This is a genomic window from Kosakonia cowanii JCM 10956 = DSM 18146, from assembly GCF_001975225.1.
GTDB lineage: Bacteria > Pseudomonadota > Gammaproteobacteria > Enterobacterales > Enterobacteriaceae > Kosakonia > Kosakonia cowanii.
The window spans coordinates 3,152,211-3,169,092 of sequence record NZ_CP019445.1; the positions used below are offsets into that span (position 1 = coordinate 3,152,211).

Consider the following 16,882-nt stretch of genomic DNA (forward strand, 5'->3'; position numbering starts at 1 on the left):
GATTTGATATATCGTGTAATGGACAAAAAAAAGCCCCGCTGATGAAGCGGGGCAAAAACTCATTGATTACGGAATGATGTTCTCTGGTCATGGGTGAGAACAAGGCAGACTATAACGGCGAAAAGTGCATTAAGGATGGAGAAATCATGGAGATATGCCGCTTGCGCGGCTATTCTGAAGAGCGTTGTTGGTCACTGTAAGGAAAAGAAGATGCGTTATGGGTTACTGGTTTTACCGCTGCTGGTCTCTGCCTGCACCTCATCACCTGCTCAAAAACCGGATCATCCGCAGGTCGGCATGGCCAACCCAGCGGCAGTCTACTGCCAGCAGCGCGGCGGCGAGCGCGTGCCGGTGCAGAGCCCGCAGGGTGTGCGCACCGAGTGCAAACTGCCGGGCGGCGAGGTGATCGACGAGTGGGCGCTGTGGCGTCGCGATCATCCGACACCGGGATCGTGACAGCGGCAGAAAAGCCCGGTAAACTTCTCTTTCAGAATTATCTCATATTCAGCTTTAACGAGATCAGGCGAGAGAAGCATGTTTCAGTTACGACCGGGCAGCCAGGCATTAGTCATCGGCGCCCAGACCGCCAGCGGGCGGAGCAATATCGGTAAATCCGTTGAGTTATTTGGTCTCTGCCAGCCGGGTGAGCGCTTTCTTAACCCGGTGAATGGCGTGGTCACCGAAATGCCGCGCACCGCAGCGCGCGCGCTCTGGCTGGTGACGGGCGATGTGACCGCGTTTGACGGTCAGCACGGTTTTGCCTTTGTGCGCGCCGAGCACCTGATGCCCCTGCAGCCGGACAGCGCGCCGCAGGACGAGCGCACGCAGGTGATGAGCTAACGCAGCGTGCGTAGCCACTCCGCCAGAACGACGGCGTGGTTCTGATCCCTCTCTTTTGCCGCATATAACAGCGTGACGGTGCCGTTTTTCCCCCGCGCCGCCAGCTGTTCTCCGGCCTCTTTTTGCGCCTCAAGCTCTTCCCGGTAGCTCTTCTTAAAGGTGGCAAAATCGATTTCTTCGCCGTGAAACGCTTTACGCAGCTCCGTTGACGGCGCCAGCGTTTTGCACCACTCGTCATAAGCCAGATCGACTTTCTTTATGCCGCGCGGCCAGAGCCTGTCGACCAGCACCCGGTAGCCATCCTCTTTACTGGCAGCGTCGTAAACACGTTTACACTGGATCATCACGTTCTCTCCCTTTTCGTCTGGTCACTGATTTTAAAGTGTTGTGATTAATGTTAAAGACGTCTAGTGTGATGCGCCTTATGTTAGCCATTATCTACCACGGCATAGGGGCACTTCTCCATGAACCACATTCCGCCTAAAAAGACACTGCGCATTGCGCTGATCGGCGACTATAACCACGACACTGTTGCGCATCAGGCGATCCCGCTTGCCATTGATGATGCCGCGGCTGTTCTTGAGATCACCGCTGATTATGACTGGCTGGCAACCCGCGAGATCGACAATCCTGAAGATCTGGTCGGTTATGACGCCATCTGGGTCGTGCCAGGCAGCCCGTATGAGAATGCAGCAGGGGCATTTATCGCCATCAAATATGCGCGTGAAAACGCCATTCCCTTTCTCGGCACCTGCGGCGGTTTCCAGCATGCGGTGATCGAGTACGCCCGCAATGTGCTGGGCTGGGAGGATGCCGCCCATGCTGAAACCGAAACCGCAGGGCAGATGGTGATTACGCCGTTGACCTGTGCGCTGGTGGATCAAACCGCTGCCATTGAGTTAAGACCCAATACGCTGATTGCCCGTGCCTATGGGCGCAATGAGATTGATGAAGCCTACCGCTGTAGTTTTGGCGTCTCCCCGGAGTTTGCCAGCGAGCTGGAGCGTGGCGATCTGCGGGTGACCGGCTGGGATGAAGAGGGTGAGGTGCGGGCGGTAGAGCTTATTACCCATCCGTTCTTTGTCGCCACGCTGTTCCAGCACGAGCGCGGCGCGCTGGAAGGTCGCCCGGTGCCGCTGGTGCATGCGATGCTGCGCGCCGCAGGCGAATAAGTCGATTGTGCCGGATGGCGGCTTACGCCTTATCCGGCCTACAAAAGCGGTACCGGGTCGGAGGGTGGCACCGATGCGCTGCCGGATGTCGGCTGGCGCCTTATCCGGCCTACAAAAGCGGTGTCGGGGTGTTGTAGGCCGGATAAGCGTTTACGCGCCATCCGGCATTTACCTGCCATCCGGTATCTACCCGGAAACGATCTCCCGGTCACGTCCGGCAAACGCGCCGCACAGCACCATTACTACCGACAAGAGCGCACAGGCGATCAGCGGTAGATGCCAGTCGCCGCTGGCGTCATGCACTTTCCCCATCAGCGGCGGCCCGCAGGCGGCGAGCAGATAACCCACCGACTGCGCCATCCCCGACAGCGCAGCGGCCTGATGCGCCGAGCTTGCCCGCAGGCCAATAAAGGTGAGGCCGAGGATCATCGTCGCCCCCGAACCAAATCCGTACACCACCGTCCAGAGCGCCGCGTGCTCCGGTTGCAGCCACAGCCCCAGCGCGCCCGCAGCGCACAGCAGTGCCACCAGCGCCGCGATAGCCCGCTGATCCCGCAAGCGGTGCAGTACCAGCGGTACCAGTAAACCGGGCGCGGCCGTAGCCAGTTGCAGCACGCCGTGCAGCGAGCCGGCCTGCTCCTCGCTGAAGCCCTGGCTTATCAGAATCGACGGCAGCCAGCCGATCACAATGTAGTAAATCAGCGAGTTGATCCCGAGGTAGAGCGTCACCTGCCAGGCCAGCGCCGAGCGCCAGATGCCGCGGCTGTGAAGAGCTCCGCTGGCACTGAGCGCAGCCGGCGCACCGTGTCGCAGGCGCGGCAGCCAGAGCAGCAGCGCCAGTAGGGGGAAGATCATTAGCGTCAATAACGCGCCGTGCCAGCCCGCGCCGCTCTGCGCAATCGGCACCATCGCCGCGGATCCGAGCGCCGCCGCTGCGCCCATGGTGAGCGAATAGGCTCCGGTCAGTTTGGCGACATGCTGCGCAAAATCCCGCTTCAGCATGCCGGGCAGCAGCACATTGCCGAGCGCAATGCCGCAGCCAATCACCGCCGTACCGATAAACAGCAGCAGAGAAGAGGGCAGCGAGCGCAGGGCGATGCCAGCGCAGATCAGCAACAGCGCGGTAAACAGGCTGCGCTCCATACCAATCCGTCGCGCCACGCCCGCCGCCAGCGGCGAAATCAGCGCGAAGGCCAGCAGCGGCAGCGTGGTGAGCATGCCAGTTTGCGCCGTGGTTAAGCCATAGTCGGCGCGAATGGCATCCAGCAGCGGTGCGGCGCCGGTGAAAGTAACGCGAAGCGTGGTGGCAATCATCAGGATGCCAATAATCAGCAGCACGCGCTGTTTGCCGTTTAAGGAGGGAGTGGTCATGGTGTTCTCATTTATAAACAGAGGGCACTACGATAGCGTTTTTCACCGTTGTTTGAATCAAGCTAAAATGACACTTTATCGCTAAATTCGGACAACTTTATGCACGACTTAGCCTTAGCGGGCTTCGATCCCGACAGCCAGCAGGAAGCCGCTGTCGCCTTTCACATCCGCATGGCGGCGCATGAACAACGTATTCCCGCTCATCATCATCGCAAAGGGCAGTTGATCCTCGCCTTAAAAGGGGCGATCACCTGTGAAGTGGAGAATGCCCGCTGGATGGTGCCGCCGCACCACGCCATGTGGCTACCGGGTTTTGTGCCGCACAGCAATCACGCTACCGCCAATGCGCAGCTCTGCTTTCTGTTTATTGAAAGCTGGGCGGTGGTGATGCCGGAGCACTGCTGCACCCTCAAAATCTCGCCGCTGGTGCGCGAGCTGATCCTGCAACTTGCTGCCCGTTCAACCGCCGCACGGCGTGAGCCGCAGACCCAGCGCCTGATCCAGGTGCTATTTGATGAGCTACCCCATCAGCCGCAAATGCAGCTGCAGCTTCCCGTCTCAATGCATCACAAGATCCGCCAGATGGTCGAGACGATGGAGCAGGCCCCGGCGGAGCGGCAGACGCTGGGGCAGTGGGCGCAGCGATTCGCCATGAGTGAGCGCAACCTTGCTCGCCTGGTGGTGAAAGAGACAGGGCTGAGCTTTCGCCGCTGGCGACACCAGTTGCAGCTGATCCTCGCCCTGCGTCTGTTGATTGAGGGGCACAGCGTGCAGCACATTGCCCAGACGCTGGGGTATGACTCAACCACGGCGTTTATCACCATGTTTAAAAAGGGATTGGGGCAAACGCCAGGGCGCTATCTGGCAACGCTTGGCGAGCAGTAATATTTTTTTCTGCCAAGTCCACTTGTGTTGTGTGGAATTAAAACGTTTATAGCGCCCGCAGCAAAAGGATAAGTCATTAATATCGCGAAACTGTTTTTAATAACTTTTTCAGATATTCAATGCACTTTTTGATATTTGTGTGATGAAAAACCTTATGTGACTTTAACGCGGCAATAACACCATAACCGGGCATAAGGATTAGCATGGCAACCTCATTACACACAAAAAACATCGTTGCGCTCAGCGCGCTGGCGCTACTTTCGGCGCTCTCCTTCTCCGCGCAGGCAGACAAGCTGGCAGATATCAAAGCCGCAGGCGTCGTTAAAGTCGCCACCTTTGACGCCAATCCGCCCTTTGGCGCGATCGATCCTAAAACACACGATATTGTTGGCTACGACGTCGATTTTGCAAAAGCGCTGGCGAAAAGCCTCGGCGTTAAGCTGCAACTGGTTGCCACCAATCCGGCGAACCGTATTCCGCTGCTGCAATCCGGCAAGGTCGACCTCATTGTTGCAGATATCACCATTACCCCGGAGCGGGCGCAGGTGATTGATTTCTCTACACCTTACTTCGTCACCGGCCAGCAATTCCTCGTTCCGGCCTCTTCACCAGACAAGCTTGATGCCTACAGTAAAGCGCGCATCGGCGCGGTAAAAGGCACCACCGGCGAGCAGGCGCTGCATCAGCGCTTCCCGCAATCCCGCGTGCTGGCCTATGACGATATTCCGCTGGCGTTGACCGCACTGCGTAACGGCAACGTGCAGGCGATCACCCAGGACAGCACCATTCTGGCGGGGCTGCTGGCGGGCGCGCCGGACAAAGCGAAGTTTAAGATCCTGCCCGACCTGCTGTCGAAAGAGGAGATTGGCGTCGGCGTCAGCAAAGGGGAGAGCGCCCTGCTGAACAAAGTTAACGCAGAGCTGGTGAACCTCGAAAAGAGCGGTGAAGCGGCGAAAATTTATGACACCTGGTTTGGCCCGCAAACGAAAACTCCGGCTCCGCGTAGCTTTACCATAGAAGCGAAATAACGATGTTGGCAGGTCTCTTCTCTTCCTCTGCGGCAGATGCCGCAGGGGCGTTGCCCGTGCAAAAAGGCACGGTAGTGTTTCGCCAGGCGAGCAAACGCTTTGGCGACAACGTGGTGCTGAAAGCGATTGATTTACAGGTTGCGGCGGGAGAAGTGGTGGCGGTGTGTGGCCCTTCCGGCTCCGGGAAATCGACGCTGATCCGCCTGATCAACCAGCTCGAAAATCTCTCCAGCGGCGAGATTTTTGTTGATGGTCAGCCCACCAGCCAGCTCACTGGCCGTAAGTTGCTTGAGTTGCGCCGCCATGTTGGCTTTGTTTTCCAGCAGTTCAACCTCTACGCTCACCTCACCGCGCTTGAGAATATCACCCTCGCGCTGCGCCACATTCACGGCAAAAACGCCGCCGAAGCGCAGCAGATCGCACTTGCGTTGCTGGCGCGCGTTGGCTTGCAAGAGAAAGCGCAGCACTACCCGGCGCAGCTCTCCGGCGGGCAGCAGCAGCGGGTGGCGATTGCGCGCACCCTGGCTGCCGATCCGCACATTATTCTGTTTGATGAGCCGACCTCGGCGCTCGATCCGGAGATGATTGGCGAAGTGTTGCAGGTGATGAAATCGCTGGCGCACAGCGGCATCACCCTGATTGTGGTCACGCACGAGATGCAGTTTGCCCGCGAGATCGCCGACCGGGTGATTTTTATCGACGGCGGCGAAATTCTTGAGCAGGCCGCACCCGCCGACTTCTTTACCGCGCCGCAGCATCCGCGCGCGCAGCGTTTTCTGCAAAAGGTGCTTAACCCGCTGCATGCCGATAACAAGGAGTTGTAATGGCACTGCATCTTGACTGGGCGGGCGTGCTCAGCGGCCAGCCCGCAGCGTGGATCCTCTCCGGTTTTCTCACTACCGTGTGGGTCACGCTGGTGGGCATGATCCTCGCCACCCTGCTTACCGTGCTGCTGCTGGCACTGCGCCTGGCAGGTGGCCGCGTGGGACGCGGCGCGGTGGCGGCATGGGTGTCGCTGTTTCGTAACACACCGCTACTGGTGCAACTACTGTTCTGGTATTTCGCCGCATGGAACGTTCTGCCGCTGGCGGTTCGCCAGTATGTAAACGACGAACACGCCTTTAGCATTTTGCCGGGCGATGTCTGGTGGTTTACGCCGGAATTCCTCTCCTCTGCCTGGGCGCTTGGGCTCTTTACCGCCGCCTTTCTGGTGGAGGAGATCCAGGCCGGGCTGCTCGCTGTGCCGCGCGGTCAGGTGGAAGCGGCGCAGTCGCAGGGCTTCAGCCAGCTTGCAATCTTTCGCTGGGTGCTGTTGCCGCAGGGGCTACAGAATGCCTGGCAGCCGGTGGTGGGGCAGTATCTCAACCTGATGAAACTCTCCTCGCTGGCGACGGGGATTGGGCTGGGCGAACTCACTTACCAGACGCGACAGATTGAGAGCTTTAACGCCCACGCGCTGGAGGCGTTTGCTGTGGGCAGCGCGCTCTATCTGCTGCTTGGTCTGCTGATGAGCGTGCTGTTTAACCTGCCGCGCCACGCCACGGAGGTGCCGCGTGATCGCTAATATCACCGTCATTACCGACAACCTCGACTATTTGCTGTGGGGCAGAGCCGCGCAGGGTGAGCCGGGCGGCGTGCTGCTGTCGCTGTTGATGACTATTGGCGCGGCGGCGCTGGCGTTTCCCGGCGGCATTCTGCTGGCGTGCTGCGCCTGGCGTTTTCGCGGCTGGCCGCGCAAGGTGCTGTTTCTGTGGGCGGAGCTGATTCGCGGTATCCCGCTGATCTTCGTTATCTTCTGGCTCTGGTTTTTACTGCCGTGGATAACCGGGGCGGATCTGCCCGGCGCGGTAACGGTCACGCTGGCGCTGGCGTGGTTTACCTCGGCGTCGGTGATGTACTCGACGCTGGCAGCGCTGGGCGCACTGCCGCGCGGGCAGTATGAAGCGGCGCTGAGCAGTGGTTTTTCCAGCGCACAGATCCTGCACCGTGTGCTGTTGCCGCAGGCGTTACGCAACGCGCTGCCGTCGTTTATCGGCTTGCTGATCGCGCTGCTGAAGGACACCTCGCTGGCCTTCATTGTTAACGTCCCGGAGCTGACCACCGTCGCCGGGCAGGTGAACAACCGGGTGCAGGTCTATCCTGCGGCGCTGTTTATCTTCACCGGGCTGGTCTACTACCTGCTGTGCAGCGCGCTGGAGTTTGGCGTGAAGCGCTGGCAGCGGCGGCTTTCACTGCCGGCCAATTAGCAGCGACACCAGGCCTGCGGCAATCAGTGGCCCGACCGGTACGCCCCGGAACAGGGCCACGCCTAACACTGTTCCCACCAGCAGCCCCGCGACCAGCGAGGGCTGCGAACTCATCAACGTAACCCCGCGCCCGCCCAGCCATGAGACAAATACCCCCACGGCAATCGCCACCAGCGATTTCCAGTTGGCAAAGGAGTGCAGCAGCGTCGAGGGCGGCAGCGATCCGCTGGCAATCGGTGCCATCACGCCAATCGTCAGAATGATAATGCCGACCGTCAGCCCCTGCTTTTCGATCCACGGAAAGAAGGTGTTGAGCGGCGTGACGCGCACAATGATCAGCACCAGAATTGAGACCGCAACGGTGGTGTTATGGCTGACAAAGCCGAGCGCGGCGAGGGCGAGCAGAATAAACAGCGTGGTATCAAACATGCAAAGCGTCCTTACTCTGCGCTTTCACGGCGAAAATCGACCAGCGCTGGCTGGGCAATGCGCAAATAGTCGTGCGTATTCATGATCACTGATTTTTCCAGCAGCCCGGCGTTAAAGGCGATCTCATCGAAGCGCTGAAAAAGCACCGGGTCGGCAACCAGTTCAAGGTCAGGGTGAAAAGAGAAGGGGGGAATGGCACCAAAAACGCAGGCGGTGAGGGCATCGACCTCGGCCGGGCTGGCCAGCGACGCTTTCAGGCCGCCAAAGTGTTGCGCTAAGCGGCTGAGATCGGCCTGCAGGTCGGCACCAAGGATCGCCAGCACATGCTTTTTCACGCCGTTGCCTTTAATTTTACACAGCAGCGCTTTAGCACCCTGGCCGAGGGCGGTACCGCGAATTTCACTTACCGCTTCACATTTGCCGACGGCATCATGCTCAACCACGCGAAAGCGTGCCTGTTGCTCAGTAAGAAGTTGGAGTAGGTGCGCGTGGATATCGCGGCTGGCAATCTCAGACATGGTCACTCCCGGAAAATGTAAAGAAGCTTACATTACCTCACATTGCGGGGGCTGAAAATAAAAATGCCGCCCCGGGGGGCGGCCAAGAAATACAAGCACTACAAACAATTCTTTGTGTGTACGGTTAATGCTTTTGCAAGAGATAGCTGTTTTCGAAACCCGGAACGCTGCCGATGACATCGTAGCCGCTAAAGAAACCACCCGCGCGCAGCAGGTCGACCGCCGGTCCTACCTCCGGTGAGTATTGATGATCGCGATAATCATCGAACACAATAAATCCACCGCTCACTACCGTCGGAGCATAAAGCAGGAAGTCAGCGAGAACGTGCTCTTTCAGGTGACCGCCGTCGATATGCAGCAAAATCGTTTTCGGCTCCAGCGCCAGTACCCGTTCGATGCTGCGCTCTGAATAGCCGCGTACCAGTGTGATTTCCGGGAAGATACGTTCATGGTAGAAGCCCAGCTCCAGATGCTGATTCTGCAACTCCATGGGATCGATGCTGATAATGCGGCGCTTACGCTCACACATCACATTCATAAACGCGCTGGATTTACCTTTCCAGACGCCAATCTCAATAATGTCACCCGCGGCATTAGCGTTATTCACCAGCCAGCAGAGATAGCCCAGCAGTTTTACGTGAGTATGAAAAGAGAGCTCGCGTCGCGGCATCGCTTTTTCTGGCGGAAGAATCGCCTGCGCCTGCACAAATTGCTCACCCAGATCGTCCCAAACCTTATCGATCTTCTTTGTCATTTCCGGATCTTGCAGAAACACTTTTAAGTCTTTGAGTTCGATCATGCACGTAGTCCTGCGCCATCTAACTGAGATGGCTGGCAAAATTTAATGAGGTTACTTTGCCATAAACTTCCAGTAGTTAGAGGCTAAATAACCATGGTTTTAGGCGCTAATTCTCGCTTTTACCGCCAATTCGCTCAGCTATTAGCACCACAATTCCCGACTAAATGGCGATCTCAGGTGGCTTAACTAGACTTAGAGATTCACTTGTCCACATCGGGAGTGTGACTATGGCTAATGAATATCAGTCATGCATTGATGCCTGCTATCAATGTGCCGAAGCCTGCGATCGCTGTGCGGTCTCCTGTCTGCAGGAGCCGCATCTTGAGATGATGAGAGCGTGCATAAAAACGGATATGGAGTGTGCGGCGCTCTGCCGCGTTACTGCGCAGTTGTTAAGCCTTGAGAGCGAGCAAGCGAAGCAGGTGTGCCGCATTTGTGCGGATGCCTGCCGCGCCTGTGCCGAAGAGTGCTCGAAGCACCAGCACGATCACTGCCAGCAGTGCGCCGCAGAGTGTCGCCGCTGTGCCGAGGTCTGTATGCAGATGACCGCTTAAGACGCCTTGCAGGCAAATAGAACGGGAGAGTGGCGTCAGCAACGCGCCACGCCCTACGTCCCGTGGCTTTTAAGCCTCTCGTTCACCTTGAATAGATTGTGGTAGAACTCGCCCTCTTTTTTAATCTCCGCCAGACGTTCACTGACCATCTGCCTGAAAGAGTCCCCCAGGTGATTGCGCAGATCCGGGTTAGCCCCCTTATCCAGCAGAAGAGCGATTTTGTCGAACTCGGCCCCAAAAAAGGCCTCGGCCAGCAGTGTGTTGCCCAGCGAGTCACGGCTGTTTATATCCGCACCGCGTGCCAGCAGTAGCGCCAGCGTGGCGTTGTTTTTCGCCCTGATGGTCGAAAAGATAAGCGGCTCAGCGTAACGCTTATCCCGAGCGTTTGCATCGAGGCCGCCGTCAAGCATCGCTTTCAGCCAGATATCCTTATCGCCCATCGCCACCATTTCGGCCGGGCTCCAGGATTTATCCGGCTGCGGCTGCAACGGGTCTGCACCCAGGCGCACCAAATCCGTGACGATCTGTAATCGCTCAGGCGGGTTGCCATTATAAAAAGACTCATTAAGGGCAAAAAAGAGGATCGTCAGGTCTTCATTTCCCGGTGTGCTGAGGTCCGTCTTTTTTGCCAGACGCAGGATGGTGTAGCGATCGCCGGCCTGAATCGCCTTTGCCAGCACTAACTGAGCGCCCGAAAAGTGCTTTTCGGGCTCGATTTTTTTCAGGCTCTTACAGCCGGGCAGCAGCGTACACAGCAGAGTAAGCAGGAGCGTGGAGATAAACTTTTTCATGTCGTTTCCCTCTGCGAGCAGGGTTCAGGTCCTCTACGAGTGCTTTTTGGGCTGTAGCAGCGCGATGGCCTGTGCATAAACCGCCTTTGCGGCACCTACCGACTCCTGTTCACACTTAATAAGGTGTGCCATAAGATTCCCTCTGCACAGGGTGCGCCCCGCGCTAAGCAAGGCTTGTGCGGCGTTGCCTATCGCGGCATGGACGGCGTCGTTGTCGTCTGAGTGGGAAAATGTCACGCTCTGTTCCTCAGGATGCTAATCCAGTTGGTGGCTTATCTGCGCGCCGGAGATCTTCTGGCGCGTAGCCACTGGTCGCCTCGCCTGAGGCACAAAAAATGTGTCAGGGCAGAGCTTTTAAAAGTTTTTCACGCAGCGCGCTAACACGTGTAGCAAGCTCAGATAACTCTGCAAACGGCGTGTCCATTACCGAGATCATATCGGCAGGGACGCCGGCGGCGTCGATCTTTAACTGCTGCCCCTGTTCGGTCAGGGTGATCAGCACCCGCCGCTCGTCACCTTGCGTATCGCGGTTTCTGGCGACCAGACCGGAGGCCTCCAGCCTTTTCAGCAGCTGGCTCAGCGTGCCGGAGTCCAGCTGGACACGGGCACCCACTTCCGACACCGTCACGTTATCTTTTTCCCACAGCGCCAGCAGCACCAGGTACTGCGGGTAGGTCAGCCCGAGCGGTTTCAGCCGTGACTGGTAAAGCCGGGTCATCGCCAGCGAGGCGGAGTAGAGCGCGAAGCAGAGAAACTGATCCACGGTCACTGGCGCATTGCCCGGAGCCGGCAGGTCATTATTCTCATCGCTGTCGTTATTTGCGTCGATACACATAAGCAATATGGGCCTGTTGGAAAGATGGAATTCTCTCTGAATAGCGGCAACCGATTCAGGGAGGCCGGCACGTTCACGTCGGATTAAAGAGGCGCAGGGGAAGAGGAAAAACGGCCTGCGCGTCGGTTGTCAGAGCGAAGTATTGAGTCTAATTATGTTGACGTCAACCTAATTAAGGCTGGTGTATGAATCACAGGCATAACCGCGCCGCCATTACGCGCTTTTCAGGCGGCGCGCTGTGACAGGTTACAGGTGGAAGGTGTCGACCATGCCGCGCAGCGCGTGCGCCTGAGCAGAGAGCGACTGCGACGCGCTGGATGACTCCTCCACCAACGCGGCGTTGTTCTGCGTCACCCCGTCCATCTGGCTAACCGCCAGGCTGACCTGGCTGATACCCTGCATCTGCTCCGAAGAGGAGAGGGAGATATCATCCATGGCGTCCGCCAGATCGCCGACCATGCCGACTACCTTCAGGATGTTGTCACCAGTGTCCGCGGCTTCAGCGACGCCATCTTCCACCTGGGCCACCGCCTGTTCGATCAGCGTTTTGATATCCAGTGCCGCACTGGCACTGCGCTGCGCCAGAGTTCTCACTTCGCCTGCCACCACGGCAAACCCGCGTCCCTGGTCACCGGCGCGGGCCGCTTCGACCGCGGCGTTCAGTGCCAGAATGTTGGTCTGGAAGGCGATGCCTTCGATGACGCCAGTGATCTCGCGCACTTTTACCGCGCTCTGGGAGATGGCGTTCATGGTCTGCGACATGCGACCAAGATCTTCGCCGCCGGTGCGTGCAAGGGTGGCGGTAGTGCGGGCGGTATTAGCGGTCTGGCGCGCGCCGTCGGCATTGCTTTTTACCGTGGCGGTCAACTGCTCCATACTGGCAGCCGTCTCCTGTAGAGCCGCGGCCTGCTGCTCAGTCCGGGATGAGAGTTCAGTGTTGCCCTGCGAGATCTCATCGGCCGCCGAGGCCACCGAAACAGAAGCATCGCGGATATCAGAGACCAGACTGCGCAGATTGGACTGCATACCAGCCAGAGAAGCCAGCAGGCTGCTGCTATCGTTGCGACGCAGTGCTACCGGCGAGCTGAGATCGCCCCCGGCAATCGCCGCCGCAAGGGTCTGCGCCTGGAAGGGTTCGCCGCCGAGCTGGCGCATCAGCACGCGCACCGTAATCATACAGGTTGCCACCGCCAGCAAGATCGACATCACTGCCAGCCCCATCAGGATCAGCGCCGTGCGGGAGATGTTTTCACCGTTCTCCGCGAGCGTATCGCGGCTTAACTTCATCTGCACATCCGTCAGTGCATTAAGGGCGTCGAGCAGCGCTTTTTGCGCCGGGCGGGCGGTGTTCATCAGGTAGGTGGTGGTCTCCTCCTGACGATTTGAGAGCCCCAGTTTTCCCGCCTCCATCAGCGTCGACAGGGCAGCAGGCTCTGCCGCAACAATGCGCTTGAGCGCCGCTTTGCCTTCGTCGGAAACATTTGACGCCATGCTCTGCTCCAGCAGTTCACGGTTATGGATAAAGAGTTCGCGCTGATCGTTCAGCCGCTTCCACTCCGGCTGCATCTGAGCCGGGTCCGTTAGCAGGGCGAGGTTACGCACAGCGATAGCCATATCGCGCGCGCTGCCCCGCATATCCAGTACCAGGTCATAGCGCTTCATTTTGGAGTTAACGGTGTCGTTCATACTGTCGCGTGCTTGCCAAAGGCCCTGCAACGCGGTCGCTGCACAAATGATAAATAACAGAATAAGCAGGCCAAAACCCACGCTCAGACGGGTAGAAATTTTCATTGGTTTTCTCATCATATTTATGGTGTTGAGCACTATCGGCAAGGGGTGAGAAACCATTAGAGTGGAAATCAATCAAATTGTGTTCAATTGTGTCGTGCGTTAGTTAGTTGTGGGTTTTGTAGATATTGAGGGCGGTTAAGTAAGCTAAGTTACTGCGTAAGCAGGCATGAAAACAGCCAGTTATTTACATGTAACTGGCTGATTTAGATGTTAATTTGAGGCGTTTTGCTTATGGAACAGCTCGCGGAATACCGGGTAGATATCATCCTGGTCGCGAATATGCTGGATAGCGAAGTTATCAAACATCGTTTGCAGATGTTCATACTCGCGCCACAGCGTCTGGTGCGCCCGACGGGTGATCTCGATGTAGCTGTAGTAACGCACCACCGGCAGGATTTTCTTCGCCAAAATTTCGTGACACAGGGGTGAGTCATCCGCCCAGTTATCGCCATCGGAAGCCTGTGCGGCGTAGATATTCCACTGCCCAGGGTCGTAGCGCGCTTTTACCACCTCATCCATCAGTTTGAGGGCGCTGGAGACAATAGTGCCGCCCGTCTCCTGCGAGTAGAAGAACTCATGTTCATCCACCTCTTTCGCCTGCGTGTGATGGCGGATATAGACCACTTCAACGTTTTTATAGGTCCGGCTCAGGAAGAGATAGAGCAGAATATAGAAGCGTTTGGCCATATCTTTGGTGGCCTGATCCATTGAGCCTGAAACGTCCATCAGGCAGAACATCACCGCCTGGCTGGAGGGTTCCGGGCGTTTTTCGTAGTTCTTGTAGCGTAAGTCGAAGGTGTCGATAAAGGGCACGCGCTCGATTTTTGCCCGCAGTTCGGCAATCTCTTTGCGCAGACGCTCCTCCTCCAGCAATTGCGCCGGCTCGCTTTTGGCGACGGTTTCGAGATTGCTCTCAAGCTCGCGCAATTCGCGACGCTTGCCGGCCGTCATCGCCGTGCGGCGGGCGAGGGAGTTCTGGAGCGATCGCACGACGCTGATATTTGCCGGTACACCGTTGGCGGTATACCCGGCGCGGTGCGTTTTGTACTCGTTCATCTGCCGCTGCTGGTTTTTCTGCAGGTTTGGCAGGGCGAGATCTTCAAACAGCAGATCGAGGTACTCATCTTTCGAGATCTGGAAAACAAACTCATCCTGGCCTTCACCATCCTGGCTGGCGTCGCCCTGGCCGCTGCCTCCTCCGCCACCGCCGCCCTGCGGACGCTCGATGCGATCGTTGGGCACAAAATGGTCGTTCCCCGGATGAACACGATGGCGTAAGCCGCCGCGTCCCTGGTGGAACATCGGTTCGCTAATATCTTCCGTCGGGATTGAGACAGACTCGCCGCTCTCGACATCCGTGACCGATCGTTTATTGATCGCCCCGGAAATGGACTGCTTTATTTGCGCTTTGTAACGGCGCAAGAAGCGCTGGCGGTTCACCGCGCTCTTGTTTTTGCCGTTCAGACGCCGGTCAATGAACCAGGTCATAGTTCCCTCCCGCTGCGTATGCCAACTTTGCAACAGACCGCGCACGGGGCGCGGCCGGGGTGGTGCTGTTATGAGGATTTACGAACCCGCAGATACCATTCGCACAGCAGGCGTACCTGCTTGCGGGTATAGCCTTTCTCCATCATGCGGTCGACAAAGTCATCATGTTTTTTCTGCTCGTCGGTCGAGGTTTTGGCGTTAAAGGAGATGACCGGCAGCAGCTCCTCGGTATTGGAGAACATTTTCTTCTCAATAACCGTGCGCAGTTTTTCATAACTGGTCCAGTTCGGGTTACGACCGCTATTATTGGCGCGGGCGCGCAGCACGAAGTTGACGATCTCGTTACGGAAATCTTTCGGGTTGCTGATCCCGGCCGGTTTCTCAATCTTCTCCAGCTCTGCATTGAGAGACTCACGGTCAAACAGCTGTCCGGTATCGGGATCGCGGTACTCCTGATCCTGAATCCAGAAATCGGCGTAGGTGACATAACGGTCGAAAATGTTCTGCCCATACTCCGAGTAAGATTCGAGGTAGGCGGTCTGGATCTCTTTGCCGATAAATTCAGCGTATTTCGGGATCAGGTAGCCTTTGAGGAACTCGAGATAGCGCTCGGCCTGCTCCTGCGGGAACTGCTCGCGCTCAATCTGCTGCTCCAGCACATAGAAGAGGTGTACCGGGTTGGCCGCCACTTCCACATGGTCGAAGTTGAACACCCGCGAGAGGATCTTAAAGGCGAAACGCGTTGAAAGGCCGTTCATCCCTTCGTCAACACCGGCGTAATCACGGTACTCCTGGTAGGATTTCGCTTTCGGGTCGGTATCTTTCAAACTCTCGCCGTCGTAAACGCGCATTTTGGAGTAGATGCTGGAGTTTTCCGGCTCTTTCAGGCGCGACAGGATAGAGAAGCGCGCCAGCGTTTCCAGCGTCCCCGGTGCGCATGGCGCGTGGGAAAGCTCAGAGTGGTTAAGCAGTTTTTCGTAAATCTTCATCTCTTCCGAGATGCGCAGGCAGTACGGCACCTTGACGATGTAAACACGGTCGAGGAACGCCTCGTTGTTTTTGTTGTTACGGAACTGCACCCATTCCGATTCGTTGGAGTGGGCAAGAATGATGCCGTTAAACGGCAGGGCGGAGATCCCCTCGGTGCCGTTGTAGTTCCCCTCCTGAGTGGCGGTCAGCAGCGGGTGCAGCACCTTGATCGGCGCTTTAAACATCTCGACGAACTCCATCACCCCCTGGTTGGCGCGGCAGAGCGCGCCGGAGTAACCGTAGGCGTCCGGGTCGTTTTGCGCGTGGTTTTCCAGTTTGCGGATATCGACTTTACCCACCAGCGCGGAGATATCCTGGTTGTTCTCATCGCCCGGTTCGGTTTTGGCGATGGCAATCTGCTCCAGAATCGACGGCCATACTTTCACTACGCGGAATTTACTGATATCGCCGCCAAACTCATGCAGCCGTTTTGCCGCCCACGGCGACATAATGGTGCCGAGATAGCGGCGCGGCACGCTGTACTCTTTTTCGAGGATCTGCGCATCTTCCTGCGGGTTAAACAGGCAGAGCGGATGGTCGTTGACCGGGCTGCGCTCGCCGTTGGCGCTCAGCACATAGATCGGCACGCGCTGCATTAAGGATTTCAGCCGTTCAGCCAGCGAAGATTTACCGCCGCCGACCGGGCCGAGCAGATAGAGGATCTGTTTCTTCTCTTCAAGCCCCTGCGCGGCGTGCTTGAGGTAAGAGACAATCTGCTCGATAGCTTCTTCCATACCATAGAACTCTTCAAACGCCGGGTAGCGTCCGATAACCCGGTTCGAAAAGAGACGGGAAAGCCGTGGCTCCTGAGCGGTGTCAACCATCACGGGCTCACCAATGGCCATCAATAGCCGTTCTGCCGCGTTAGCATAGGCACTGCGATCTTGCTTACAGATGGCAAGAAACTCCTGCAGTGTGAACTCTTCGTCCTTGGCAGCTTCATAGCGCTGGCGATAGTGATCGAATATATTCATGGCATGCCGTCCTTTCGTTTTTTAGCACAGGTTAAGAACCGTTCGTATGAGTAATGGAGGCTCCCGGAAGCGTTAGCTGAACGACGCATTTAGTCACCGAGCAACCCTTGTGCCAGGTTGCATGCCAACAAC

The 16,882-nt window shown here is 57.4% G+C and carries 19 protein-coding genes; 9 read left to right on the top strand and 10 right to left on the bottom strand.

Features of this window, described 5'->3' with window-relative positions; translation table 11 throughout:
* Positions 1–210: 210 nt before the first annotated feature.
* A complete protein-coding gene (locus tag BWI95_RS14855; RefSeq protein WP_054802910.1) occupies positions 211–456 on the top strand; it encodes a putative hemolysin in 246 nt (81 codons plus the stop codon).
* A 78-nt stretch (positions 457–534) separates the two neighbouring features.
* Positions 535–840 (top strand): hypothetical protein, encoded by a 306-nt coding sequence (locus BWI95_RS14860; RefSeq protein WP_054802909.1) that lies wholly within the window; start codon positions 535–537, stop codon positions 838–840.
* Here the strand turns inward: BWI95_RS14860 and BWI95_RS14865 are convergent.
* Positions 837–1,184 carry a DUF488 domain-containing protein gene (locus tag BWI95_RS14865; RefSeq protein ID WP_054802908.1) on the bottom strand — a complete coding sequence of 116 codons (348 nt, stop codon included), beginning with the start codon at positions 1,182–1,184 and terminating at the stop codon, positions 837–839. The genes BWI95_RS14860 and BWI95_RS14865 overlap by 4 nt on opposite strands.
* Before the next feature lie 120 nt (positions 1,185–1,304).
* Here BWI95_RS14865 and BWI95_RS14870 point away from each other — a divergent pair, with 120 nt between their 5' ends.
* Positions 1,305–2,012 carry a CTP synthase C-terminal region-related (seleno)protein gene (locus BWI95_RS14870; protein WP_054802907.1) on the top strand — a complete coding sequence of 236 codons (708 nt, stop codon included), beginning with the start codon at positions 1,305–1,307 and terminating at the stop codon, positions 2,010–2,012.
* Positions 2,013–2,198: 186 nt separating this feature from the next.
* Here the strand turns inward: BWI95_RS14870 and BWI95_RS14875 are convergent, their stop codons facing one another.
* Entirely contained in the window at positions 2,199–3,383 is a 1,185-nt protein-coding gene (locus BWI95_RS14875; protein WP_054802906.1) for a CynX/NimT family MFS transporter, read from the bottom strand.
* Positions 3,384–3,482: 99 nt separating this feature from the next.
* On the opposite strand from BWI95_RS14875, the gene BWI95_RS14880 reads away from it, so the two are divergent.
* The 5 genes from BWI95_RS14880 to BWI95_RS14900 all read left to right on the top strand — a co-directional run bounded on the left by BWI95_RS14880 (position 3,483) and on the right by BWI95_RS14900 (position 7,542).
* Positions 3,483–4,268, top strand: coding sequence for an AraC family transcriptional regulator (locus BWI95_RS14880; RefSeq protein WP_054802905.1), 786 nt, complete (start codon positions 3,483–3,485; stop codon positions 4,266–4,268).
* A gap of 203 nt (positions 4,269–4,471) precedes the next feature.
* Positions 4,472–5,296, top strand: a complete 825-nt coding sequence (locus BWI95_RS14885; protein WP_076769729.1) for an ABC transporter substrate-binding protein — start codon at positions 4,472–4,474, stop codon at positions 5,294–5,296.
* Positions 5,297–5,298: 2 nt separating this feature from the next.
* Positions 5,299–6,120 carry an amino acid ABC transporter ATP-binding protein gene (locus tag BWI95_RS14890; RefSeq protein WP_054802903.1) on the top strand — a complete coding sequence of 274 codons (822 nt, stop codon included), beginning with the start codon at positions 5,299–5,301 and terminating at the stop codon, positions 6,118–6,120.
* Complete coding sequence (locus BWI95_RS14895) at positions 6,120–6,860, top strand: amino acid ABC transporter permease (protein ID WP_076769730.1); 741 nt, start codon at positions 6,120–6,122, stop codon at positions 6,858–6,860. Before BWI95_RS14890 ends, BWI95_RS14895 begins: the two co-directional genes overlap by 1 nt.
* Entirely contained in the window at positions 6,850–7,542 is a 693-nt protein-coding gene (locus tag BWI95_RS14900) for an amino acid ABC transporter permease (RefSeq protein WP_054802902.1), read from the top strand. The genes BWI95_RS14895 and BWI95_RS14900 overlap by 11 nt, the downstream gene beginning before the upstream one ends.
* Here the strand turns inward: BWI95_RS14900 and BWI95_RS14905 are convergent.
* The 3 genes from BWI95_RS14905 to BWI95_RS14915 form a co-directional block, all read right to left on the bottom strand.
* On the bottom strand, positions 7,525–7,971 hold the full coding sequence (locus BWI95_RS14905; protein WP_054802901.1) for a DUF441 domain-containing protein: 447 nt from the start codon (positions 7,969–7,971) through the stop codon (positions 7,525–7,527). The genes BWI95_RS14900 and BWI95_RS14905 overlap by 18 nt on opposite strands.
* 11 nt (positions 7,972–7,982) lie before the next feature.
* Positions 7,983–8,489 (bottom strand): YbaK/prolyl-tRNA synthetase associated domain-containing protein, encoded by a 507-nt coding sequence (locus tag BWI95_RS14910; protein WP_054802900.1) that lies wholly within the window; start codon positions 8,487–8,489, stop codon positions 7,983–7,985.
* A 124-nt stretch (positions 8,490–8,613) separates the two neighbouring features.
* A complete protein-coding gene (locus BWI95_RS14915) occupies positions 8,614–9,288 on the bottom strand; it encodes a class I SAM-dependent methyltransferase (RefSeq protein ID WP_054802899.1) in 675 nt (224 codons plus the stop codon).
* A 227-nt stretch (positions 9,289–9,515) separates the two neighbouring features.
* Here BWI95_RS14915 and BWI95_RS14920 point away from each other — a divergent pair, with 227 nt between their 5' ends.
* A complete protein-coding gene (locus tag BWI95_RS14920) occupies positions 9,516–9,842 on the top strand; it encodes a four-helix bundle copper-binding protein (RefSeq protein WP_054802898.1) in 327 nt (108 codons plus the stop codon).
* A gap of 53 nt (positions 9,843–9,895) precedes the next feature.
* On the opposite strand, the gene BWI95_RS14925 is transcribed toward BWI95_RS14920, so the two are convergent.
* From BWI95_RS14925 to yeaG, 5 genes are all read right to left on the bottom strand, one after another.
* Positions 9,896–10,633: an ankyrin repeat domain-containing protein gene (locus tag BWI95_RS14925; protein ID WP_076769731.1), complete on the bottom strand. Its 738-nt coding sequence runs from the start codon at positions 10,631–10,633 to the stop codon at positions 9,896–9,898.
* A 340-nt stretch (positions 10,634–10,973) separates the two neighbouring features.
* Positions 10,974–11,468, bottom strand: coding sequence for a MarR family winged helix-turn-helix transcriptional regulator (locus BWI95_RS14935; RefSeq protein WP_054802896.1), 495 nt, complete (start codon positions 11,466–11,468; stop codon positions 10,974–10,976).
* A 246-nt stretch (positions 11,469–11,714) separates the two neighbouring features.
* Positions 11,715–13,259 carry a methyl-accepting chemotaxis protein gene (locus BWI95_RS14940; protein WP_076769732.1) on the bottom strand — a complete coding sequence of 515 codons (1,545 nt, stop codon included), beginning with the start codon at positions 13,257–13,259 and terminating at the stop codon, positions 11,715–11,717.
* Between the two features lie 210 nt (positions 13,260–13,469).
* Positions 13,470–14,747, bottom strand: coding sequence for a YeaH/YhbH family protein (locus tag BWI95_RS14945; protein WP_023481649.1), 1,278 nt, complete (start codon positions 14,745–14,747; stop codon positions 13,470–13,472).
* Between the two features lie 68 nt (positions 14,748–14,815).
* Positions 14,816–16,750, bottom strand: coding sequence for a protein kinase YeaG (gene yeaG, locus BWI95_RS14950; protein ID WP_042714617.1), 1,935 nt, complete (start codon positions 16,748–16,750; stop codon positions 14,816–14,818).
* Between the last annotated feature and the right edge of the window lie 132 nt (positions 16,751–16,882).